The following is a 24,196-nucleotide window of genomic DNA, read 5'->3' as shown; positions in this document are numbered from 1 at the left end:
GAATGCGATGCTTTAATGCAATAGAAAACCCCCGGCGCAATAACGGCGCCGGGGGCTTTAGTTTGGTGCTAGCTGGCAATGTAATGACGAACTGCGTTTTATTGTTGAAGAATGAGTCTTTTATACAGGGAGTATGCGTATGATACTCGACCGGAATAAACGCTGAAGCTCAACGCAAAGCCCACTGAAAAAACGCTCGCAAAACCACTGCCTAGGCTTTCTTCATATTGCTGATAAGCGCGCTCAGCCGATGGGCCTGCTGGGCAAGTTCAGCAACGGCTTGAGCGGCCTCGCTCATGGCCTGAGCAGTCTGCCCGGACATATCGTTGACCTGCACAATAGACTGGTTGATTTCCTCGCTGGCGGCAGACTGTTCTTCGCTTGCCGTGGCAATGGCCCGCACCTGATCTGCCGTAGCTTCCACATTGCTGACAATCTGACGAAGAGCCTCGCCGGATTGTCGGGCAAAGTCGGTGGCGATTTCAACTTCCGTAAGGGCCTTGTCCATACCGCTCACGCTTTTGGCCGTACTTTCCTGAATGGCCTTGATGGCATTGCCCACGTCCTGGGTGGAAGCCATAGTCTTTTCAGCCAGTTTGCGTACTTCGTCGGCCACTACCGCAAAACCGCGTCCCGCATCACCAGCACGTGCAGCCTCAATGGCAGCGTTTAGGGCAAGCAGGTTGGTCTGGTCGGCAATATCAGAAATGACACCCATAATACGGTTAATCGCCAGGGCATGTTCATTCAGCTGAGACATATCACCCTTGAGTTCCATAGAAACACTGTGCACGTGGTCAATGCTCTCCAGAGCCTGCCGCACGATCTGCGCACCGTTTTCGGCATTTCCCCGGGTTTCATCTGACATGGACGAAGCGGCAGAAGCATTGCCCGCAACTTCGCGCACGGTTGCGTTCATCTGGTTCATCGCTGTGGCGGCCTCACTGAGGCGCGCTGCCGATTCCTCAGAAATATGATCCGACTGCGCAATACGGGCCGAGAGCTGATTGGACGCGGAGGAGATGACCAACACCACTTCTTCCAGCTGACCTGCCGCGACCAGCATGCCGTCACGCCTCGCGTTCTCGGCCTGCTGACGGGCGGCTTCAGCCTGCTCTGTTGCTGCCTTGGCCAGCAAGGTTTGCTCTTCGGCTTCATTACTCTTTTGATGCGCGGTCTTAATCATATTTTGTAGGTTGGTGACCATGTTGAGCAACGAATGGCGAAGTTCTGCCAGTTCTCCGTAAAAATCACGCATCTCCAGGTGCACATCAAGGTTACCCTGGGAGATCTTGTCTGCTTCCGCAACGATGAGGTGCAGGGGCCGATTGATGGACCTCACAATATACCAAGCTACTGCCAGCATGATGAGAGTCACGATGCCGTAAATGATTGACACGGAGCGTATGGCTTCGTTGGCGCTGGCAAAAATTTCGCTCTCGTCCTGAATGACAACAATCTTCCAGCCAAAGCTGGTTGTAAAAACGTTGGCCCGAACAGACACACCTTTTATGCGGGTGAGCACAAGGCCACTCTGCGTGCTGAACAACTGTTCCAGACCGGGGTCCTTGACTTCCGTGCCAATAACCTTGCCAGTGAGGTCTTTATCTCTTGGGTCACAGAGGATGCGCCCCGTATTTTCAATGAGCATGAAATAACCGGTGCGCCCGAAATTCAGTGAAGTAAATTTTTCTGAAAGCCCGTTGAGTGAAACATCCACACCCAACACGCCCTTGCTCACACCCGTGTCGCTGCGAAGAAGGTGTGTAACAGCCAGTACCATTTCGCCTGAAATGGACAGGTAGCTGTTGGCAAGCCCTGAAGGTTTACCGGAATTCATCCGCTCCACATACCAGGGACGTTTGGAAGAGTTATATCCGGCGGGGACCGGGCCTTCCTTCATTGAGGTTCCGTAACTGCCGTCAGGGTATCCCGCATAAACTTCCGCATAGGCCGGGTTGGCCTCAGCCACGCGCGCGATGAGCATGGCAGCTTTGGCTGCCTCTGAATCAAGAGCGGACCGCTTGTAGGCAGTTTCACTGGGGTTGTTTACGTAGATGGGAAAAAGCCCTTCTGCATTAATGAGAACCTCGTCAGCAGCCAGAACTGCAAGACTGCGCTCAGCCTCGCCAATAAAGCCTTCAATATAGCTCCCCATAATCTGTAATTGCTCGTGGGAAGCTTCCATATAGGCCTGCTCGGCGTTGTCACGCATTTTACTGGTGACATAGGGAATGGTGCTGCCAGCCATAACAATGATTGTCAGCAGAAAACCCAATATAATCCTGGCCTTAATTGTCATGTGCAGTTCCTCCTCTACCTGCTTTCACCGTGCAGGCAATCTCAGGCAGCTTCCTTCGCGTTCGGGGCAGTTCGCTATTCTCCAAAGACAAATCATCACATTATGATAATCGCCCGGATATCTTATTCCTTAAGAGCGTTGCAAAAAGTAATTGGTAATTTTGTTAAAAAAATACCCACTTGACAGCTCTATTATCTATTTTATGTGAAGATATCGTGAAATTTTTGTTTCACTCTTTGTACAAAATAAATAAATCCTGTTCCGAATCGCTTATCAGCCATGCTATATAAATAGCATTTAATTTAAAATTAGATATATTCATATAAAGATAACTGAATAAAAAAATATACAATACAGTGCTTACTTCAGTTTATCTGCCTGTATTATATTTGCAAGTTCGTATTTGACCTTTGATAACACGCTACTGTATCATATCATCAATAATTATCAGTAACAAACTATATAACCTGCTTTTACAGATTTATCCGGAGCCTGCATGCCCATCTCTTCTCAGCACCGTAACTTCATGGTCCGAGGCGTTCTTTACATGCTGGCCATGTGCGTTCCCATTATTGTCAGTCAGGCCTTGAACAAACCGGAAATTGCTTTGCTTGGCGCACTGGGAGCGCTGTTCGCCCTGTTTATCGCACCACGATACAGCCCCCTGCCACGCGTATTATGCATAGGCGCAGGCGGCCTGCTCGTATGCTCAGCCGCTTCTGTGGGTGTTTTGACTCAAGGAAATAACGACCTTGCCCTTATTCCCCTGATACTGTTCAGTTGGCTTGCAGCCCTGCCTCGTCCCGACCAGGCCTACCTCAGCCTTGTAGTCAAAAATATGGCCGCGGCCGCCCTGCTTACCCATTTTGGCATGGCCAACTCTCTGGCAGCAGCAGAGCTTTTTATGGCAGGTCTGGCCTTTGGCGCACTGCTCAGCGTGCTTGGCATTCAGTTTGGCAGCGGGCAAGGCGATGGAGCAAGCCCCTTTGAAGAGTTCAAGGCGTTCAAAAGCGGAGCCATGAACGGCTACCTCTTCGGCATGGCAGTGCCGCTGACGGTTCTTATCTGTACTCTGGCCGCGCGATTCCTGAACTTCAGCCACCCCGCATGGGTTGGCCTGACCGTGCTTTTTGTCATGCACAGTAACGGCGCGACGGAACTGCGCCGCATCCGTGACCGCGCCCTGGGCACAGTGCTGGGCGTCATAGCAGCGGCTCCTGTTGTTTTCAGTATAACCATCCCCCTGCCTCTTGCCATAACTATTGGCCTGGCGGCTCTTTTTATTCCTTACGCTCAAGCCGGGCATTACATGCTGTTCAGCTTCATCATCACCTTCATTGTACTGCTGCTCATTGACTTGGCCATGCTAAATGCAGGAGGCGACATTTCTTTGCTGAGTTGGCGGCTGCTTGATACCATACTGGCTTGCGGTGGCGTTCTTATATCCAACATGATTCTTCGGTTGATAGAGCGCAGACGAAATCATAAGTAAAAACATATAAAACCACTTAGCCGACTGAAATAATAACAATTAAAATCTGTCATTTACCCTTTATATATTACAATCAAAAGCACGTGTAAACTTTTAGTTGATAAAAACCTTGCCAGCCACCAACAAGATTGTTAACCTGAATCTAATACATCTGTTTTCGCAGGCATTACAGCCATGCAGGACAGTCGCTGTACCCACCGCAAAAAACTTTTCAGCCCGCCTTTATGTGGCTGACCCAAGCCCGCCGCGCGGCATGCCCAGTTTGAAGGCACGGTTGACGCGGCTTGTGAGACAGTTATGACTGATAAAAGTGAGTTTGAAACAACCTTGCAAAGGCTTATGCTGGCTTTGAACGCCTCCACCGATGCAGAGTTGGCACGCGCCCTCGGTATCACACCGCAATCCATCAGCGGCGCGCGCAAACGCGGAGAAGTGCCGCCAGCCTGGATTCAGACCTGCTCGGCAGAAACCGGGGCAAACGCCCACTGGCTGTTTTTCGGCAGCGGCCCCATGCGTCTTCCTGAAGCGGCAGACGGTGAATTGCCAGCTACCCCCGCCGACTGCGAAACAGATCTTATTCATGTTCCCCTGGCTGAAGCCCGTCTTTCTGCGGGCACGGGCAGCCTTGAAGTCAGCGAGCGCAGTGATGACAGCTACGCCTTCAGGGGAGATTTTTTACGCCGCAAAGGCAACCCCAGGCGCATGGTTTTGATGCGCGTATCCGGGGACAGCATGGTGCCTGAAATCTTTGATAATGACCTGGTGCTGCTGGACAAGGGACAGACGGAAATCAGCCCTGGCCGCCTGTATGCGGTTGGTTTTGAGGACGCCATTTATATCAAGCGTATAGACAAGGTGCCTGGAAAAATCATACTGCACAGCGTCAATCCGGCCTACCCACCCGTCAGTCTTGATTTACGCGGCGATATAGCCGACCAGTTCAGGGTTATCGGCAGAGTGCTCTGGTCAGGAAGAGAATACCGCTAAGAGCTTGCGCAGAAACATATCCTTCTGATTAAATCAGGTTATGCCTTTGAGCCCCTTGCGCCCCTCTGGCCGTGCGCGTACAATGAAGGCATCATTGTTATTTCCACTAAGGAGTGCAGAATGCTGCGAAATTGTTTGGCTTTTTTTCGCGTAACTTTGCCTGTTTTTACCATTCTGGCTCTGCTGTCTTTTGCTTTGCCCGCTATCAGCGCGGAAAACCGCAATAGCGTTCACTCTGTTGCCGCCACCGCCGGAACTTCTACTACCGCTCATGGTCAGGAAGCTCCTGCCAGTGATACGTCCGCCGCCGTAAAGGCAGACACGGCACCGGACAAAGAGCAAGACGAGATTTCTCCAGTTCAGGCTGAAAGCCTGTACAGCACTGAATACCAGATATGTATGGACAGCGCGGCCGGAGTGACCACAGAAATGCAGGATTGTATCAATGCCGAACAGGGACGGCTGGAAAAAATCATTTCTTTCAGGCAGGTTGCGCTGACTCCTGTGCTGGGAGAAGAAAGAAGCAAGTCTCTGCATGAGGCTGTCACTGCCTGGGAAGCCTTGCGCAAGCATGGTTCAGCGGCCATGTATGACCCTGACGGGGGAACGCTTTCTCCGCTTATCGCCTCGCTGTGGCACCTGGAACAGACCGCGCGCATGGCACAATGGCTTAACAGCCTTGCTGAAAGTGCTGAGTAACGTTGTTTGCTAACTGAGCACCGCCTTGAAAACAGCTTCGGCAGTTAAATAGCCCCCCTGCACTGCCCTTCAGCCAGCATTTTGAATCCCTGATATTACGCAAAGATCCCGGTGAAAGCCGGGATCTTTGTTTATTGGCGTATCGTTAAAACGCCGCCGGGGGCGGCCATCAAAGGCCGCCGCCCGGGGGAAGGTCGCCCACAACCTGACCGGTGGTTGAGGGCATTTGTGCCAGAGGAAGGCTGAGACAGAATACAGCTCCGCCTTCCTGGCGATTAGCGGCGGAGAGTTCACCACCGCGCGCGTGCGCCAGCGAGCGGGCCACGGCAAGACCGAGACCCGCATAGCGGCCCATGTGGGATTGTGTGGCAGAACCGGGGCGCATGGTGCTGCCGTTGTGACCGTCATGGTATTGGACATGACCGCCGCATCCGCTTTGAAGGGCACGCGAACTAAAAAATGGCTCAAAAATGTGGGGCATTATGTCCGGCGCAATACCAGGGCCGCTGTCAGCCACAAGCATATCGTACCAGCTCCTGCCCTGGCCGTCACGCCTTACCCTGGCAGTCACCTGTACAAATCCACCCTCAGGCATGGCATCCAGAGCATTTTCAAACAGATGAAGGAATATCTGCCGCAACTCTGGTGCTGATCCCCAAGGTCGCCAAGAGTCTTCAACAACCAGATCATCTGCCGTAGCGTCTCCTTCTGGCAGGCGAGCACCTGAAAGATCCACCTGATAATGCAGTCCTGCTGCCTCAGATCTGTGCCGCAGCAGATCTATAACTTCCTCAATGATCGCCGCAACGTCCAGAGGGCCAGTACGCGCATCCAGCCCATGCCCAACCATGAGCAGTTTGCGGGTAATTTCGCGCACGCGCAGGCTTTGGGTACGGATGGTATTAACGGCTCCGCGCAGTTCATCGATATCCGGCAGAGCCTCAGCCTCTGGCTCTTCCAGACAGTCCCGTATTAGACCTGCGGCTTGCACCACGATATTCAACGGATTATTCACTTCGTGGGCGACACCTTCCGCAACGCGTCCCAGACTACGCCAGCGCGCGGCTTCTGCCAGGCGGGCAGCTTCCTGCCTTACGGCTGCCCGCTCACGCGCCTTGCGGCACTCCTCCAGCACCTGCTCTATATCCACAGGTTTGGAAAGCCAGTTGAAAGCCCCTCGCCGCATGGCCTGCACGGCCTTGCCCATATCTGCCGCGCCGGAAAGCATGACCACATCAGTTTGCGGATGCTTTTCGCGTATGACTTTGAGCAGGGCCACACCATCCATGCCGGGCAGGCCCACGTCAAGAAAGACAAGTTCAGCAGGCCACGCATGCAAGATATTCAAAGCTTCGCTGGCATCGTGGGCCGTGCGCGTTTCCATGCCACGCAGACCCAGGCGCTGGGCCAAAGGCCCGGCAAAAGCCAGTTCGTCATCAACAATTAACACGCGCATGGACGCTCCGATAAAGCAGCCCCATCAGGCCGCCGCTATTTGCCTACTTTTCGTGATCCTGAAGAAGATCCTTTTCGTTCAGCACATCGCGGGCGGAATCAAAGTCGCCGCCTTCAGCCAATGACACTGCCACCATAGCGTTTTCCAGCTTGTCCCGGTAAGCCATACGGATGCTGCTGAGCAGTTCGTCAATGTCCATAGGTTTGCGCAGGAAATTGTACGCGCCCATGCGGTAGGCAGTCTGCTCTTCAGCGTCGCCGCCATGCCCGGTCAGGATGATGACCTGCACCTGCGGATTACTTTTCTTCACATTGCGCAGCACTTCAAAACCGTCCATGCCGGGCATGCGCAGGTCAAGTACGATAACGTCCGTGGGCTGTTCAACAGCGCTCAGAGCTTCAGGCCCATCGTAAGCCACTCTGGCGGCAAAACCGCGCATGGCAAGACGCTCGGCCAGTGTGTCCACGAATTGTTTTTCATCGTCCACCAGCAGGATCTTGATGTCTTCCTTGGTCATGGAGTTCTCCTTGAAGGCCCAGGCACATGCCGGAGCAGGTTATGCTGCATCTGAATCGCAGGCGGAAAGTGAAAGAAAGAAGCGCGGTCCCTGTTCACGCCACGGCATGAGCGCTGCCCGCCAGCCGGGGCGCATACCGCTGAGCATGGGGCTGCCTGTCATAGCAGCCAGGGCCAGCTCTCGATTGGCCCCTTCCAGCACTTCCACCACAATGCCTTCTTCCTTCTGCCGTCGCCCGGCGGTGAAGCGCAGTTGCACCTGACCGCCCACCGAGGCACAAAGGTCGAAAATTTCAAGCAGGGCGCGCAGTACATCCATCGGGGGCACCGCCGCCCAAACAGGTTCTGCGCTTTCGCCGCTTACAAGGTTTATCTGGGCCGCGCGGGCCTGCCGCGCGGCCAACAGGCAAAAACTGCGGTTAACGCGAACAAGATCGCAGGGGCCGCCATGCTCGCCGCTTTCCGCGCCGCCAGATTGGGCAAGGTAGTCCATAGCTTCCGCCAAGGCTGCTCCCTGCCCCACTGAACGCTGCACTTCAGCCAGAGCTGATCCAAGCCTTTGCTGGCCAGCGGCTGCATCACTGTTGCCGCCTCCGGTTTTTCCGCTGCCAGAAGCGTCTGCCAGCGCGGCCAGATCTTGCGCAAGCCCGGCAGATTCGCGAATCACCGCAAGCACGTTGCGCATATCGTGTACTGCCGAGGCCAAAAGGCGTGCCGTGCATTGACTGGTATTCATGAACGGCCTCCTGCGCGGGACACGGCCTCGCGGCCTTCACGAACAGCGGTTTCCAAAGTTTCAAGAAACACATTGAAACTCAGCGGTTTGGTAAGACATGCATAGGCCTGGCAAGCTGGCGAAACTCCCGTATCGTCCACAACTTCATGCCCGGTCAGCAGTATGATGGGCAGACCGGGTTGGACGTTTTTTAGACGGCGCAACACTTCATCGCCAGGCAGACCGGGCATAAGCAGATCAAGCACCACCACGTCGGGCGTTTCTTCAGCGGCGGCATTCAGGGCGGCAATACCATCAAAAACCACACGCACGCTGTGTCCGCGCAGCTCAAGTCTTTCCGCCAGTGTTTCCACAAAATCTTTTTCATCATCAGCAAGAAGTATGCGCAGCGCCATTTCTATACCTCCACAGAGCCGTCAGGCGGGGTCAGGGGCAGGGTTACACGTACTGTGCTGCCACGGCCTTCTTCGCTCTCAACGAAGATTTCTCCGCCAAGCCGACGCACAATGCCGTAGGTGATAAACATGCCAAGTCCCGTGCCCTTATCTTTTTTGGTAGAATAGAACGGCTCAAAGATATGTCGCAACACTTCCTGAGGCATGCCTTTGCCATTATCGCGCACGGTCACTTCAAGCGCGCATTCTCCCGCCGTAACACACTGCACCTTCACAAAGCGTTGCTGTACGTCCTTGGTGTCGCTGGGAAGCGGGCAACCCGTCACAGCATCCAGAGCGTTACCTACTATATTCAAAAAAATCTGCTGCAATTGGCCACGGTCTGAGACAATTTCGGGCAGGTTGGCGGCCAGATCCATCTCCAGCTTTACGCCCCTGTTTTTGGCTTCACGCTCAAGAAAAGACAGCGTTTCAGTAATGACTTCTTCAATGTGCAGACTCTGCCTGTTGGCCTCCATACGCCGGGCGAAGCCCAGCAGCCGATGAGTAATGCCGCGCGCCCTTTCCACTGTACTTTCAATGCCTTCCAGCAGCGAATTAAGCCTTTCCTTGTCCTTGCTCTCTTCGCACACCTTGCCCATGTTGATGAGATCTCGCGCCAGGCCTGCCTTTTCATAAATAACCGCCAACGGGTTGTTTACCTCGTGGGCCACCCCGGCCGCCAGTCTGCCAATGGAAGAAAGCTTTTGGTTGTGTTCCATCTGGGCGAAAACTGCCACACGGCGCTCGTCACTGGCCTGCAGCCTATTGACGAGTTGCTTCATGAGCAGTTGCGACACCAGAACGATAAGAGCCACACCACCGCAAAGAACAAGCAGCAACTCGGTGCGCAAAGCCGTCCAGGGACGGAAGGCATCAGCCACAGGTTTGACCGCCAGCAGCGTAAAATCCGTACCAGCCAGCCCGCATGAGGCAACCATAAGCTTACGCCCGGACGGTTCGGTCACGGTGCGCACAACGGTTTCAGCGGTAGCCTGTGGTACTGGCAGAGGGCAGGGTTCCAGAGCTTTGCCGTAAAGGTGGGAGTCTGTCTGCAAGACTCCCTCTCTGTCTACAAGAAAAACGTCGGTATCCTGTTCCGGCCCCACAGCCGAAAGCACCTGTTGCAGGCGCAGAGTATCGACCGCCACCCGCAAGGTCCACGAAAGACCGCTTTCTTCCATTCTGTGAACGGCTATGACCATATGCGGATAGCCGCGATACCCCAGAAAAACATTGCTCAGATAACGGCTCTTGATCTCTGTTTCACGCAGCCAGGGCTTGCCCGCATAATCCACGCCCTTGAGCTTGTACGGCCCTATGTAGGAAATCTGCATGCCCTCGGAGTTTACCAGCCCCATATCCACAAAGCCCTGAAATTCACTTCTCAGTGACAGAAACACCCTGTTAAGAGTGCGCTCATCCGCCAGATCTTTGAATGTATAGGCATGAGCGATAAAGCTTACTGTGGATTCACGTTCGCCCAGATAAAGCTCCAGCGCCGCTTGCGACTTGCGGGCCAACGCATAGATGGGGCTTTCCATCTCGCGTTCCAGAGTTCTGGTATACTGCACATGGCTTATGCCCGAGAGCAAAAGCAGCGGCGTTACAGACACCACCACCATAAGCATGGTCATAAGCCGCCGGAGAGAGCGGTACCGGGCCGGGGATACGGCCTCGGGCACTTCCAGCAGGTGAGCGAACGTGTTTTTTATGACGGCAAACATGTTTCCTCCGAGGTCTGCGCCACAAAGCGCACTGAGGTGCTTCAGACGTGCGTTTCCGCAGCGCAGACCTTGGCGAACAGGCTAGTGCGCTCCAGCTACCAGAACGCCGGACGCAGCCAGACTCAGAACCAGCACTTCAGCAATGGCAATACACATCATGAGCCATTGCTTGCGCCGGGCCAAGCTCCAGGCAAGCTGCACAAAGCAGAAGATCGTCAGAGCCGCAAGAAAGGCTATGCCCAAAAAGTTGCATATATCGCCCTTGCCCACGAGAGCAAGCCAGCCCCAGCCCTGAGGAATATTTCCGGCAGCACGGTAGGCGGCAGCGCTGTGCGTCCACAGGCGTGGCATCTCATCAAGGGGAATCTGCGGTTCAAGTACGCCAAACACATAGAGCGCATACGTGATCAGCATAGTCACAAAACCGATGAGTGAACCGTAGAACAGCGTATCAGCATAACGCAGCTGCGCCGGTGAAGCCTTGATTTCGTTCTTAACATCCATAGTATTCATACTATCCTCCCAAAAAGTCCAGTCCGGGCGAAAACTACCAGCCCAGGCCCTTCATGAGGGCTTTGACGCCGGAGAAAAGAAGCACAAAAATCACCATGTAGCGGATGAATTTGGGCTTGGCCACGGCAAGCAGGCGCACACCGACCACGGAACCGAGCATGAGCCCCACAATGGAGGGAATTGCCATAAGGGGAATAACGCAGCCCTGGTTAAGATAAACCCAGGCAGCGGAAGTATCCGTAATGGAAAGAAGGAATTTGGATGTGCCCACGCTTACCTTGAGCGGGGCGCCCATGAGCAGATTAAGCACCGGCACGTTGGCCCATCCGGCTCCAAGGCCGAACATGCCCGCCATAATGCCTATTACAATAAAGAGCAAAAGGCCCGCCAGCGTGCGGTGGGTTTTCCATTCCACCACTTCACCAGTGCTGGGCTCAAGAAATACGCCATCCATGCCCAGGGCCATACTAATGGCATCCTGCTTGTTCACCACAGGACGGACGGAGTTTTTGGAAAGCAGCAGGAGCACGGCGATGGCTAGAATGGTACCGCCAAGGCAGGTCTGAATGATGTGCGTGGGCAGGGCCAACCCCAGCATGGCACCCACAATGGCGCAGGCAGAAGCTATCAGCGCCACGGGGAGAGCCAGGCGCAGGTTGGCGAAATTACGGCGCAGCAAACCGGGACCGGCAGCCAATGCGCCTGCCAAAGCAACCAGCAGACCAGCACCACGCACGAAGTCGAGATGGAAGGGGAAGAAGCCGCTGACCAGCGGCACGAAAAGCACGCCGCCGCCTACCCCGGCCATAACGGCGATTATGCCAAGAATGAAACAGAACCCTAGCAAGGCAAGGGGCCAGAACCACCAGGGATGATTATCCACCGGGGCCATGTCGGCAGTCTGAACGGAAGTCTGTGCAGTGGACTGCGCGGTCTGTAGAGCTGCCGCATCCGCCGGAGCAGCTGTGGCAGAGGCCACGGCATCAGCGGAACTGGAAGCGGGAGCCGAACTCTGCGCAACGGGTTGGGCCTGATCCCCATCTTGGGCCAAGGCCGCCATTGGTGCGGCTAAAAGCAGAAAAAGCATGACGGGCAACAGCACGAGCTTTGCCGCATAGTCCCTTGCGCCTCTTTTGAGGTATTCACGAAAAACACAGGCCATTGTCTCCCCCTTGCGCCCTTGACCGACGCATTTGTTTTTTCGGTTAGGGCAAGACTAGGCTGGGCAGCTCACCCACACCATCGGGAGAATCCTGATTTGTGAAAGAAAGTTCTAAGGATTTTCCCCAGGAAGATAACAATGATTGCAGGCGTGCCTGAAAGACAGGAAAATGAAGGAATAACGGAGAGGATAGTTTGACGACAACTACGCCTTTTGCCTTTATTGAAGGTAGAAACCAAGTCAGGGTAAATCGGCCTGTTCGCTACAACGCCTTGCGGATTCCGGGTAGTGCCGTCACGACATGAATTGCCTTGTTATTTCACTGAGAACTGGACTTCTATGCAGGGTATGAACTCAACCGGAATAAAGGGAGAAGTTTAGCGGAGAAAGGACTGGAAAGGCTCTTGAGTCGGCACTGCCTAGAGTAGTCCAGCTAAAAATACGTCAGACCTTGAGCAGGCCGTGGCGGATGGCAATCTTGACCAGATCCCCCACAGATCCGGCCTGTAGCTTGGTGAGCAGGTTATACTTGTGGGTTTCAACAGTTTTGGGGCTTATGTGCAAATCGCCAGCAATGGCCTTGATGCTCTGCCCGTCAGCCAGAAGGCGGAATATTTCCTTTTCCCGAGGCGAAAGAGCACTCAGGTCGCCAGCTCCCTCGCCGCCAGAATCATCCGCAGCCTGACGGCGTTCCCGCAACAGCGCTGCCAGACGGCCCCCCGGATCGGAAAAACTCAGAAATATTTCACCCTGTCGCACACTTTCAATGGCGCGCAAAAGCACGCCCGGTTGTTCAGACTTGCGCACATGGCCCATGATGCCGATATCGAGAAGTTCCGGCAGCCAGCGCTGATCCTCATGCCCGGTGTAAATAAGAATACGTGTTCCGGGGCGTACTTCCAGCACGGCGCGAGCCGTTTCGACACCGTTCATGCCGGGCATGCCCAAGTCCAGCACCACAAGGTGCGGGCCCAAAGATGCGGCCAGGGCCACGGCTTCTCCGCCTGAAAGCGCCATACCCACTACCCGCAAATGGGCGTAAGGAGCCAGCAGGCTGCGCACGCCTTCCATCAGCAGTTTGTGGTCATCTACCAGCAAAATGCGGCAAATTTCATTTTGCGCCTGTGCCATATGCCTGTCCAGTCTCCCGGCTTCGTAACTACCGCTTGCCTCCACAGAGGCAGGCGGTCTGAACCGGACGATTCAGGTTGTGCAGAGCTACAACAAAAAGAGTGATGCCAGCCCGAGAAAAATGAAAAAGCCCGCGCCGTCTGTGATTGTAGTGAGAAAAATACTGGAAGCATGCGCGGGGTCACGCCCAAGAGCTCGAAAAATAAGGGGTATTGAACCGCCAGAAATGGCCCCCAGCAGCATATCGCACATAAGCGCTCCGCCCATTACAGCACCAATGGCAGCTACACCCGTAAACATCCACGCGCCGATAAAAGCAGTAAAAGCCATAACAACACCGGTGACAAGGCCAATCTTGCCTTCGCGCACAACGGCCATCCAGGCTTTTTTCTGGTCAAAGCGGTCTGTGGCCAACTGACGAATCATAACGGCCAGGGCCTGCTGCCCCGTATTGCCCGCCTGATTGGCCACCATAGGCATAAGTACGGCCAGCACGGCCATTTCGGCTATGCTGCCTTCGAACATATACACGACCGAGGCTGACAGGGCCGAGTTGAACATGTTTACAAAGAGCCAGGGCAGGCGCTTGCGCACGCTTTCTTTCCAGGGCGTGTCCACGCTTTCTTCCGGGTCGGCGCCCACCATGCCCAGCATGTCAGCGCTGGCCTCTTCGTGCATGATGTCCATAATATCGTCATAGGTGATAACACCCATGATATGCCCGTCATTATCCACAACAGGCATGGCCATGAAGTTATAGTGTGAAAGCAGGCTGGCCACTTCGCGCCTGTCGGTATCGTAGGTAACGCTGATAACGCTTTGCCCGGAGACCGCGTCGCCCACAATGGTACCGGGGCGGGCCAGCATGAGGTCGCGCAAGGAAAGCACGCCCACAAGCACGTCGTGCGAATCCACCACGTAGCCGTAATAAGGGCTTTCTTTTTCAGACATTTCCGCGCGAATATGCGCAATGGCCTCATCCACGGTCTGGTTGCCTTCCAGCAGGATGAGCTCGGTGTTCATGACACCGCCAGCGGAATCCGGATCGAAATTGAGCAGGCTGCGCAATTCGTCGGAATCTTCGCGGGTCAGTTTTTCCAGCAGGGCATCGCGGTGGTCCTCGTCCAGCTCATCCAGCACGTCGGCGGCGTCGTCAGGGGACATCTCGGCAATAATCTGGGCGGCAACGTCCGTATCCAGATTTTCCAGCACGTCGACGGCCATATTTCCGTCAAGTTCTGCCAGCGCCTCTGCGGCATCTTCCTTGGGCATGCGAACAAGGGTGCTCACCTGCCTTTCAAGGCTCATATTTTCAAGATGGTCGGCCATGTCGGCCGGGTGAATGAACTCCTGATCCAAAAATTCGGGATCATATTCCTCGTCAATGGAATCAGGAGGATTGGAAGCGGGATGAACCGAAGAAGTTCCGGCTTTTGCAGCATCGGACACGGAAGGCGCCGCATCGGCATCAGAACCGGCGTCGGCGTAATCTTCAGTGTAACCGCTGCCCGTGCTTGCAGCTCCGGCCCGTTCATTCTTGCCAGGGGCGGAATTCACGGTCGCGGACTTTGCGGACGCGCTCGAATGCGGGTCCGTTAGTGAAACAGCAGGCTGAATTCCACGGGTTTCTTCCCGCTTCATGCCCTCTTCGGCTCCAGTGTGCTGCTTGTCTTTGTAATCTGCCATAGCGCGCCTTTCATCCAAAAAAATACATCCCGAAGGAGCAATAATGCCGGAAATTGCGCCTTTCAGACGGTAAGGCGCATATGTGAAAATGCTCTCTAGGTTCACGCGGCTTGACGCGACGCACTGGGCATTCTATCTACTTCAAATAACCCGCACAACGGCGCAATCCGCCGTGTGAGGGCCATCACGCCGCACGTGGCGTCTGGCCACGGCGGGCGCCCTTTCACTTAGCATGCGTAAGAAATGGGGACAAGCGCAATGTATACGCCCTGGGCCGCTTTTTTTTCACCGGAAGGACAGCGGCTTCTTCAAAAATGCATCGATCTCGCCCTGGAAGAAGACGGCCCAGAACTGACCGCCTTGGGCCTTTTTACTCCCGACGCGTACCTGAATGCCGCCATACGCGCCAAACAGGACACTCTGGTGGTGGGTCTTCCCGTTATTGGCCCGGTGTTCCGGGCTTTGGGCTCGCCCTTCAAGTGGCAGGCTCTGGCCGCCGAAGCCGCTCAAGTGCCTGCCATGACAGAGGTGGCCCGCATCGCAGCGCCCGCCGTGGCCATGCTCAAAGCCGAGCGCGTTATCCTCAATTTTATAACCCACCTTTCGGGCATAGCCAACCTCACGGCATGCTATGTGCGCGAACTGGAAGGCACGGGAGTGCGCCTGCTCGACACGCGTAAAACCACCCCCGGTATGCGCTGGCCCGAAAAATACGCCGTACAGGCAGGCGGAGCCTGCAATCACCGCAAAAACCTTGCGGAAATGCTCATGCTCAAAGACAACCACATCGACGCCGCAGGTTCCATCACCGCTGCCGTGGCGGCCTTGCGCGCCCGCTACACCCCCTGCCCGCCCATTGAAGTGGAATGCCGCACCCTTGATCATGTGCGTGAAGCCATTGCCGCAGGTGCCGACCGCATCATGATGGACAATATGGACGGGCCGCTTCTGAGCCAGGCTCTGGCTCTGGTGCCAGCAGGCTTTGAAACCGAAGTAAGCGGCGGCGTACGGCTGGAAAACATCCGTGAACTCGCTCTTACCGCTCCACGCAGGCCTGATTTCATTTCTGTGGGGCGGCTTACCCACTCTGCCGTTGCGGCAGACTTCAGCATGACCCTGCTGCCGGCCTGAGACCGCCAGCGTCAGTATCTTTTCAGTACAGGGAACAAGACCATGCAAAATATCAGTGCCGAAATTCAGGCCATCAAGCGACAATTAGGCGACAAACTCTGCATTATGGGGCACCACTACCAGAATGATGCCGTGGTGCAGCACTGCGACATCGCAGGAGATTCGCTTGAACTGGCTCGCCGTGTGCCGCAGGTAAACGCAGACTACATCGTATTCTGCGGTGTTTACTTTATGGGTGAGTCTGCCGCCCTGCTGGCCAAGCCGGGGCAGGCCGTCTATCTGCCAAGTATGGATGCAGACTGCCTTATGTCGCAAATGACGCCCGCACCTCTGGCCCGCAAGGTGCTGGAACAGCTTTACGAGCGTGGGCGCAAGGTTATTCCTTTAGCCTACGTCAATACGGATCTGGCCCTCAAGGCTGTGGTGGGAGAATACGGCGGAGCCGTCTGTACCTCGGCCAATGCGGGCGTCATGCTGCAATGGGCCATGAAGCAGGGTGACGGCGTGCTTTTTCTGCCAGACAGGCACCTCGGCAACAACACGGCGACGGCTCTGGGCATTCCTCCCCAAGACCGCCACGTGCTGCGCATTGGCTCCAAGGGTCTGGTTGATCCTGAAAGCCAGCCTCTGGACAAAAAACTGCTGCTCTGGCCGGGCTGCTGCGCCATCCATGCCCGCTTCGATCCGGATGATGTACGCGAAATGCGCGCCGCCCATCCCGGCTGCCGCGTCATTGCCCATCCAGAATGCCGTGAAGAAGTCATTTCCGTCTGTGACGGAGCAGGTTCCACATCCTTCCTCATCAAGGACGCGGCGCGCGTGGCCGCCGAAGCTCCGGGTTCCACCCTTATTGTGGGGACAGAGAACCACCTTGTGCATCGCCTTGCCGACCGCTTCAAGGACCAATGCCGCATCATCCCATTGGGACACGCCATTTGCGGCAACATGGCCAAGGTGACGGAAAAGAAACTTTGGACTATACTTACTGAAATTGTTTCGCAAAAAGCCACCCCTCTGGCGATCGAGGAGGAACTCTGCCCCCCCGCCCGTCTCTCGTTAACCCGCATGCTGGAAGTATGCGGCCAGTGAGGTTAGCACTGTGAATGTCAGTCGCCGTCATGTGCCCGTATTGATTATCGGTTCGGGCATTGCCGGATGCACCGCCGCCCTGACTCTGGCCGACGCCGGTTATGAAGTGCTTCTTATCAATGCCGGAAGCCAACTGGCTGACGGCAATTCCGAACTGGCGCAAGGAGGCATCATTTACCGTGCCGACCCTGCCGCCAATGAAGGTACTAATGGCTCTGGCGCACACGAGGCCGAGCCGAACGATGATGCTCAGGCCCTTGAAAAAGATATATTTGTAGCAGGCCACAACTACAACTATGGCAAAGCAGTGCGCTTTCTGTGTGATCAGGGGCCAAAGTGCGTTGACAACGTGCTCATAGAGCGCGCCAAAGTGCCCTTTGACCGCAATGATGACGGCAGTTTCAATCTTACCCGCGAAGGCGGGCACTCTGCCCCGCGCATCCTGCATTGCCGTGACTACTCGGGGCGGGCCATGATGGACGGCCTGACTGCCCAGGTTCTGGAACACCCACGCATCACGCGCCTGCACCGGCGCGCCGCAATTGACCTCCTTACCAGCCATCACCACGCCAAGGGTTCGCAACTCCGCTACGAAGTGGACAACCGCTGCCTTGGTGCATACGTGCTCAACGAAGAAAGCGGTGAACCGGAAACGATTCTGGCCGACTGGACAGTGCTGGCTACTGGCGGCGTGGGGCAGGTGTTTCTGCATTCCACCAATGCTCCGGGCTGCGTGGGCACAGGCGTGTCGATGGCCTTTCGCGCTGGCGTATCCCTGGCCAACCTTGAATTCATGCAGTTTCACCCCACCGCCCTGTATGAGGAACGCAGCACCCGCCGCTCCCTCATTACCGAAGCTATGCGCGGCGAGGGCGCGCGCCTGCTCAACCACAAGGGGCAGGCCTTCATGAAAGACTACGACCCGCGCGCCGACCTGGCCCCGCGAGACGTGGTTTCACAGGCCATGATGGACGAAATGCTGCACAATGGCGCGCCCTGCCTTTTTCTGGACGTAAGCGGAGTGCAGCAGGATCTGCCCACGCGCTTTCCCACTGTTTTCCAGAAATGCCTTGAAGCAGGCATTGATATACGCCGGGAGCCCATCCCCGTAGTGCCTGCCGCTCATTACTTTTGCGGCGGTGTCCTTACAGACGTACACGGACGCACGTCCATGCGCGGGCTTTATGCCATTGGCGAATGCGCCTGCACGGGGCTGCACGGGGCCAACCGCCTTGCCAGCACGTCCCTGCTGGAAGCCTTGGTGTGGGGCGTCAGCTGCGGCAAAGACCTTGCCCTACGCCTTAATTCCGAAGACGGACTGCCCCAGAATCTCATAGCCTCCATCCCTGACTGGCTGCATGAAGGTGACGAGCGCCGCGATGACCCGGCCCTGGTTGCACAGGACTGGGCCAATATCCGCAACACCATGTGGAACTACGTAGGCATCTCACGCACTGAGGCCCGCCTGCGCAGGGCCTTTGAAGACATGCGCGACCTCGTGCGGCATATCCACGATTTTTATAAACATACACGCATTTCTCGCCGCCTGGTGGACCTTTTCCACGGTTCGCAGACCGCCTATGTCATTACTCAGGCAGCCATGCGTAACCACACCAGCCTGGGCTGCCACCACCGGGTAGATTGAGGATGACCTGCCCGCAGTGGGCCATTTCTGGCATACTTGCCCAGTACAAGACATGCGGCACACCGCACGCCATATCAACCAACGAAGGAAAAAACCTGTAATGAAAAAACTGCTGAAAACACTGATCCTACTGGCAGTTATTATTGCTGTTGGTCTGACAGCGCTGGGTTTCGGACTGCGCTCATCCATAAAAGAACAGCTTCTTAGCGGGCTTGGCAATATGTCCATTGACCCGCAGGGCAAGGCCTACACAGCCACCGCAGACCAGGTGGATTTTTCGCCTTTCACGCGTGAGGTTTCCATCCGGGGCCTGTCGCTACGCGGCGAACAGGCAAGGGGCCCTGAGACATGGCTCGTTTCCGAAGCTTCATTCCGGTTGCCAGTGCGCATGTTGCTGGCCCTCACCCCCCTGCGCGGCCTGGTTCTTGACGGCAATAACCTTGTGGATATAGCCGAAAATGTGGTTGTACGTAATGTCGCTATGACCACTCCCAACAGCAGGGTCACTGTGCAGCGGGAAGAAATCGACGTTATTCGCGCCAAGCCTTTTGTGGTGGCCCAGGCTCTTGACAGAAACGAGCCCATCGACATGGTTACCGCAACGTACAGCATGGGGGCGGACAATACCCGCGCCTACTTTGTCAGTGCAGATATTATCGACGCCAACGGTTCAATCAAGGTAAGCTTCAAAGAAATGCACATGGCTGGCTGGCAGGAACACGCCATTGCAAGCCTTGCCATAGATGACCTTGCCATCCGGGTTGGCGGCGCACAGGGTTTGGCTGTCGGACATATTCGCCAGGAAGGCATCTTTCTGCCTGAAGAAAATCTCATGCGCCAGCTTGTGATCCTCAGTGAAGATCCTGAATCACAGGAAGCCCAGCAGCAGCTGATGCCGCTTGTGGAAGCCATGTTGAACGCAGAACCGCCTTTGCTGCGCAAGTTCCAGGCTACAGACATGAGCTTTGCCGTGGAAACAAGCTCCGTGCAGGTCAAGGATGCCCAGTTTGAATGGCTTTCCAATGCGCCTTCGCACACCCGCAGCAGCATTACTGGCCTGACCGCTCCCTCCAGCCTTTTGTATGCGCTGCTGGAGCTGACCCTGCCTCCGCTCAACATGGATATGGCTTTTGAGTCCCAAACCAAGGGCACCATCAACCACAAAAAAGCCACGGTACAATCTGTAGGTATGGGACAACTTGACTGCTCCCTGAACATGAGTGAAAAGCCCGGCGCTCGTATGGCAGAAGACCTTCTTACGCAAAGCTTCAGTGACTTTAACCTGAACTACAAGGATGAAGGCGCTACCGCATGGCTGGGGCTGAACATTTCTCCCAGCGTGCCCCAGGCTGTGGCCACGCTTGAATCCCTTGCCGCTTTGCCCGGCATCAAGGACACCCCGCAAAACAAGGCCATTCGCCAGAGTCTGCAAGCTTTTGCGGCCAAACCGGGCAACCTTGATATTCAAAGCACGCCAGGGCGCACGGTTCTTGTGCTTGACCTTATTGCCATGCTGGACAATCCCGGCATGTTGCTTACCTTCACTGCAAAGCAGGGAGACCGCAGCCTCACGGAACAGATGGAAAGCCTGCGGCTGCCATTTGAAACTGTGCGGGCCATAAACACGCAGCAGTAGGATGTAGTGCCACACCTTGCGGCGGCTGAAAAACGCCGCCGCAAGGTGATAAACGAGTTTTAAGCATCTTTTGAAGCCTGCATGCCAGACGCCGCAAAACCGACGTATACGCCCGTAAAAACTTGACGCCGGAGGCTCACGGGCGCAAACTGCATGCCTGCAATATTTTGATGTCATGCCCAGATGAATGGAACGGCAACCGTAGACTACGGAGCGCAGGACCACGCATCATCCGGCGCATAAACCACGAGGAACAGCCACATGCTCAACAAGTTTCGCCTGCTCACCCCCGGCCCCACGCCTCTGCCGGAGCGTGTGCGTCTGGTTCTGGCCAGGGACATGATCCATCACCGCAAGGGCGAGTTCAAAGAGATCATGGCGCAGGTACAGGTAAGCCTGAAAACACTTTTTGGCACGACCAGCACGGTGTTGCCCCTTTCCTGTTCCGGCACGGGCGCAATGACGGCGGCTGTATACAATCTCTTTGCTCCCGGCCAGAAAGTACTGGTTATTGAGGGCGGCAAGTTCGGCCAGCGTTGGCGTGAAATTGCTCTTTCCCACGGTCTTGAGGTAGAATCCATCGTTGTGCCCTGGGGCGAGGCTGTCTCACCGCAAGCTGTGGAAGCAGCCCTGAAGGCTGATCCGTCCATCGCGGGTGTGCTTATCCAGCTTTCTGAAACATCTACGGGCGTACTGCATCCTGTGGAAGAAGTGGCCCGCATCACGCGCAACACCGAAACCTTGTTGCTGGTGGACGGCATATCAGCAGTGGGACTTTCCCCTTGCCCTATGGATGCCTGGGGCGTGGACTGTCTGCTCACCGGTTCGCAAAAAGGCCTTATGCTGCCCCCTGGCCTTGCCCTGCTGGCTCTGTCCGAAAGGGCATGGGCATGCGCCGAAAAGCAGACGCCGGGCTGTTTCTATTTCAACCTGATCAAGGAACGGGAGTACGTTCACAAAGGGCAGACGCTCTTTACTTCTCCTGTGGGGCTTATTCTTGGACTCAAGGAAAGCCTGGACATGCTGCTTGAGAACGGCCTCAGGACCCTTTATGCCAAACAATGGGCGCTGACCATGCTGACCCGCGCCAGTCTTACAGCTATGGGGCTGGAACTTTTTGCCAAGAAAGACTTTGCCTGGGGCATCACCAGCGTGATGCTGCCTGACGGCGTTGACGGCGTTGAAGTTCTGCGCATGGCGCAGGAAAAGCACGGCGTATCTATGGCTGGCGGGCAGGATCACTTCAAGGGCCGCATGGCGCGCGTTGGGCACATGGGTTGGGTAGACTGGGCTGACGTCGTAGCAGGTATTTATGCGCTTAATGACTGCCTCTGTGCCGTGGGTGGATATTGCGGCTCGCGTGATTATCTTGAACAGGGTTTGGCCGCCTACCGCGCCGCTCTTGCGGGGGAACCGGGCGAGCCTCTGCCTCTGGTATACAACAGTTAGGGCATTTAACTTTAAAAAGTTTGCATGCTCTGGTGCTGCACAAAAGTGTAGCGCATAGTAGCAAGAGTGGATTCTTCTGAAATTGTATTTTCAGAAGAAATGACCTGTTGAAATGTACAACTTTTCAACGTCAATCTGCTCTGGAGCAGCGCTGCAAAATACGTTGCTTAACGTTGGGCAAGACAGCTTGCGCCTGGTTTGCGGCAACGATTTGAGGACAAATGCCCAAAGCATTTCAGGTGTGGGATGCTCTGTAACTTGCCCTTACCACTTACCTGGCGCGGCCTGCCGTGCCTGACAAGCCAGGCGCTACGCGCCACGAGGTCACCATGAGCCAGAATTCCTGCGGATGCTCATCCGGGCCTATGCCTGAAGTGACGTTTTCTACGTTTATTCTTTCTCTTGCTTCTTCCGCTCTGGTACACTTGGGCGAAGTTCCCAACCCGGAAACCGGAAGTATGGAAACCAGCCTGCCTCTGGCCAAGCACAGCATTGACGTGCTTGAGATGCTGCACATGAAAACACAGAACTGCCTTGACGATCAGGAGCGCAAGTTGCTTGAAAGCATCCTGTTTGAGCTGCGCATGAAATTCGTCATGAAATGCGGGCCCAACTGTGAATGCCTGTCCGGCAAGGATCAGAAACCAGCGTAAATTTCGCGCAGGCGTCTCATGGGCGCTGGCAGCGAATATGTAACCCAAAGGCGCGCCTGCTCAACATGTGGCAGGCGTTGTGTACAATTTTCAGATGCCTTGACGGCGAGCAAGAAGGATTGGGGCATGAAGACATTCAAAGCGGGTCTGGTGGGTATTACGGGGTATGCGGGCATGGAACTGGCGCGGCTTCTGGTCAGCCACCCGTCTATGCGTCTCAGCATGGCCTGTTCGCGGGCCGAGGCTGGCAAACGCCTTGGCGAATACTACCCATTTCTGGAGCACATGCCCGGTTCGGATGTTGTCATAAGCGTCTTTGATCCAGAACAGGCAGCCAAAGAATGCGACGTGGTTTTTCTTGCCGTGCCCGCGGGCACTGCTATGGATATGGCTGCGCCCCTGCTGAAGGCCGGAACCAAAGTTGTGGACCTTTCCGCCGATTTTCGCCTGCGTGACCCCGAAGTCTACACCGAATGGTACAGACACGAACACACGCACAAAGACATCCTGCCCAGAGCCGTCTATGGCCTGCCGGAACTCTATGCTGCGGAAGTTTCACGCGCCAGCCTTATTGCCAACCCCGGCTGCTATCCCACATCGGTGATTCTGGGCCTGTATGCGGCAATAAAGAATGGTCTTGTTGAAACGGACGACATTGTGGTGGACGCCAAGTCCGGAGCCACAGGTGCAGGCCGCAAAGCCGCCGTGGGAACACTCTTTTGCGAAGTGTCGGATAATTTCCGCGCGTACGGCCTGCCCACGCACAGACACACGCCGGAAATCGAGCAGGAAATATCTCTCCTGGCCGGGCACGACGTGCGCCTTTCTTTCAACACCCATATTTTGCCGCTCAACCGGGGCATTTTATCCACCATTTATACAAGGCTGAAAAATCCTGCCGCCACACTGGACCAGGTACGCGAGGCCTTCATGGCCACATGGGCGCACAGCCCCTGGATACGTGTGCTGCCCAAGGGATCGTTGCCCGAAACACGCTATGTGCGCGGCAGCATGTTCTGCGACCTTGGTCTTGTGGTAGACCCGCGTACAGGCAGGCTCACCATTTTGTCAGCCATTGACAACCTGTGCCGCGGCGCTTCCGGACAGGCTCTGGCCAATGCCAACCTGATGTGTGGCCTGCCCGTGGGTACGGGGCTGGATATGCTGGCCCCTCTGCCCTAGACAATGCCGTTTTGAGAGTGCCGTTTCGAGATGGACTTCCTTGTTATAGCATGAAAAATGAAATGTTTATTCTGATTGCGTGCTCTTTTGACACGCAACCAGAATAAAAGATGAAACTTGCCTCAAAAACGATTGGAAAGCCCCTCGAAACGACACTGTTTAAAGCCTAACGCACACCGTAATAAAGGGAGCATCATGCAACTGGAACAAGCCTTTCAGGATCCCCAGCTCTGCCGCAGCCTGCTGGACCGCCTCAACAGGGCGCTGGACGGGCGCTCCATGCGCTTTATGGAAGTGTGCGGCACGCATACGGTTGCCATTTTTCAAAGCGGCCTGCGCTCCCTGCTGCCCGATACGGTAGCCCATCTTTCCGGCCCGGGCTGTCCCGTCTGTGTTACGCATGACGCGGAAGTGGCCGCCTTTCTTGATCTTGCAGGGCGCGATAATGTTATTATAGCTACGTTTGGCGACCTGCTGCGGGTTCCCGGCCCAGGCGGCCGCAGCCTCAAGCACGCCCAAGCCCAGGGGGCACGCGTCGAAATTGTGTATTCTCCGCTGGACGCCCTTACC

The 24,196-nt window shown here is 55.6% G+C and carries 20 protein-coding genes and 1 pseudogene; 11 read left to right on the top strand and 10 right to left on the bottom strand.

What is annotated here, in order from left to right; translation table 11 throughout:
- Window positions 1-211: 211 nt before the first annotated feature.
- The gene (locus QM579_RS11275) at window positions 212-2,302 is read right to left on the bottom strand and encodes a methyl-accepting chemotaxis protein (RefSeq protein ID WP_414999239.1); all 2,091 of its coding nucleotides are present in this window, start codon (window positions 2,300-2,302) and stop codon (window positions 212-214) included.
- 496 nt (window positions 2,303-2,798) lie between these two features.
- Here QM579_RS11275 and QM579_RS11270 point away from each other — a divergent pair, with 496 nt between their 5' ends.
- The 3 genes from QM579_RS11270 to QM579_RS11260 all read left to right on the top strand — a co-directional run bounded on the left by QM579_RS11270 (window position 2,799) and on the right by QM579_RS11260 (window position 5,480).
- A complete protein-coding gene (locus QM579_RS11270) occupies window positions 2,799-3,794 on the top strand; it encodes an FUSC family protein (protein WP_414999238.1) in 996 nt (331 codons plus the stop codon).
- 297 nt (window positions 3,795-4,091) lie between these two features.
- Window positions 4,092-4,781: a LexA family transcriptional regulator gene (locus tag QM579_RS11265; RefSeq protein ID WP_414999237.1), complete on the top strand. Its 690-nt coding sequence runs from the start codon at window positions 4,092-4,094 to the stop codon at window positions 4,779-4,781.
- Window positions 4,782-4,901: 120 nt separating this feature from the next.
- Entirely contained in the window at window positions 4,902-5,480 is a 579-nt protein-coding gene (locus tag QM579_RS11260; RefSeq protein ID WP_414999236.1) for a lysozyme inhibitor LprI family protein, read from the top strand.
- A gap of 169 nt (window positions 5,481-5,649) precedes the next feature.
- Here QM579_RS11260 and QM579_RS11255 read toward each other — a convergent pair whose 3' ends face one another.
- The 9 genes from QM579_RS11255 to mgtE all read right to left on the bottom strand — a co-directional run bounded on the left by QM579_RS11255 (window position 5,650) and on the right by mgtE (window position 14,841).
- On the bottom strand, window positions 5,650-6,936 hold the full coding sequence (locus QM579_RS11255; RefSeq protein ID WP_414999235.1) for a response regulator: 1,287 nt from the start codon (window positions 6,934-6,936) through the stop codon (window positions 5,650-5,652).
- A 43-nt stretch (window positions 6,937-6,979) separates the two neighbouring features.
- Window positions 6,980-7,453, bottom strand: a complete 474-nt coding sequence (locus tag QM579_RS11250; RefSeq protein WP_414999234.1) for a response regulator — start codon at window positions 7,451-7,453, stop codon at window positions 6,980-6,982.
- A 39-nt stretch (window positions 7,454-7,492) separates the two neighbouring features.
- Window positions 7,493-8,188 (bottom strand): sensor histidine kinase, encoded by a 696-nt coding sequence (locus tag QM579_RS11245; protein WP_414999233.1) that lies wholly within the window; start codon window positions 8,186-8,188, stop codon window positions 7,493-7,495.
- Window positions 8,185-8,583, bottom strand: coding sequence for a response regulator transcription factor (locus QM579_RS11240; RefSeq protein ID WP_414999232.1), 399 nt, complete (start codon window positions 8,581-8,583; stop codon window positions 8,185-8,187). Before QM579_RS11240 ends, QM579_RS11245 begins: the two co-directional genes overlap by 4 nt.
- A gap of 2 nt (window positions 8,584-8,585) precedes the next feature.
- Entirely contained in the window at window positions 8,586-10,349 is a 1,764-nt protein-coding gene (locus tag QM579_RS11235) for a sensor histidine kinase (RefSeq protein ID WP_414999231.1), read from the bottom strand.
- Window positions 10,350-10,430: 81 nt separating this feature from the next.
- The gene (locus QM579_RS11230; RefSeq protein WP_183717684.1) at window positions 10,431-10,862 is read right to left on the bottom strand and encodes a DUF1634 domain-containing protein; all 432 of its coding nucleotides are present in this window, start codon (window positions 10,860-10,862) and stop codon (window positions 10,431-10,433) included.
- A 34-nt stretch (window positions 10,863-10,896) separates the two neighbouring features.
- Window positions 10,897-12,024 (bottom strand): sulfite exporter TauE/SafE family protein, encoded by a 1,128-nt coding sequence (locus QM579_RS11225; RefSeq protein ID WP_414999230.1) that lies wholly within the window; start codon window positions 12,022-12,024, stop codon window positions 10,897-10,899.
- 444 nt (window positions 12,025-12,468) lie between these two features.
- A complete protein-coding gene (locus QM579_RS11220) occupies window positions 12,469-13,155 on the bottom strand; it encodes a response regulator (RefSeq protein WP_414999229.1) in 687 nt (228 codons plus the stop codon).
- Window positions 13,156-13,242: 87 nt separating this feature from the next.
- Window positions 13,243-14,841, bottom strand: a complete 1,599-nt coding sequence (mgtE, locus tag QM579_RS11215; RefSeq protein WP_414999228.1) for a magnesium transporter — start codon at window positions 14,839-14,841, stop codon at window positions 13,243-13,245.
- 258 nt (window positions 14,842-15,099) lie between these two features.
- Between mgtE and nadC the strand changes: the two genes are divergently transcribed.
- The 8 genes and pseudogenes from nadC to QM579_RS11175 all read left to right on the top strand — a co-directional run.
- A complete protein-coding gene (gene nadC / locus QM579_RS11210) occupies window positions 15,100-15,972 on the top strand; it encodes a carboxylating nicotinate-nucleotide diphosphorylase (RefSeq protein WP_414999227.1) in 873 nt (290 codons plus the stop codon).
- 42 nt (window positions 15,973-16,014) lie between these two features.
- Complete coding sequence (nadA, locus tag QM579_RS11205) at window positions 16,015-17,061, top strand: quinolinate synthase NadA (RefSeq protein WP_414999226.1); 1,047 nt, start codon at window positions 16,015-16,017, stop codon at window positions 17,059-17,061.
- A 10-nt stretch (window positions 17,062-17,071) separates the two neighbouring features.
- The gene (gene nadB / locus QM579_RS11200; RefSeq protein ID WP_414999225.1) at window positions 17,072-18,706 is read left to right on the top strand and encodes an L-aspartate oxidase; all 1,635 of its coding nucleotides are present in this window, start codon (window positions 17,072-17,074) and stop codon (window positions 18,704-18,706) included.
- 100 nt (window positions 18,707-18,806) lie between these two features.
- Window positions 18,807-20,342 carry a hypothetical protein gene (locus QM579_RS11195; protein ID WP_414999254.1) on the top strand — a complete coding sequence of 512 codons (1,536 nt, stop codon included), beginning with the start codon at window positions 18,807-18,809 and terminating at the stop codon, window positions 20,340-20,342.
- Between the two features lie 261 nt (window positions 20,343-20,603).
- Window positions 20,604-21,791: a pyridoxal-phosphate-dependent aminotransferase family protein gene (locus QM579_RS11190; RefSeq protein WP_414999224.1), complete on the top strand. Its 1,188-nt coding sequence runs from the start codon at window positions 20,604-20,606 to the stop codon at window positions 21,789-21,791.
- Between the two features lie 329 nt (window positions 21,792-22,120).
- On the top strand, window positions 22,121-22,444 hold the full coding sequence (locus QM579_RS11185) for a DUF1844 domain-containing protein (protein ID WP_414999253.1): 324 nt from the start codon (window positions 22,121-22,123) through the stop codon (window positions 22,442-22,444).
- Window positions 22,445-22,570: 126 nt separating this feature from the next.
- Window positions 22,571-23,626 (top strand): N-acetyl-gamma-glutamyl-phosphate reductase, encoded by a 1,056-nt coding sequence (gene argC, locus QM579_RS11180; protein WP_414999223.1) that lies wholly within the window; start codon window positions 22,571-22,573, stop codon window positions 23,624-23,626.
- A 195-nt stretch (window positions 23,627-23,821) separates the two neighbouring features.
- Window positions 23,822-24,196: pseudogene (locus QM579_RS11175) on the top strand (hydrogenase formation protein HypD); the annotation flags it as partial.

It is taken from the genome of Desulfovibrio sp., from assembly GCF_047607245.1.
Classification (GTDB): domain Bacteria; phylum Desulfobacterota; class Desulfovibrionia; order Desulfovibrionales; family Desulfovibrionaceae; genus Desulfovibrio.
This window is presented reverse-complemented; position numbering and strand designations above follow the sequence as displayed.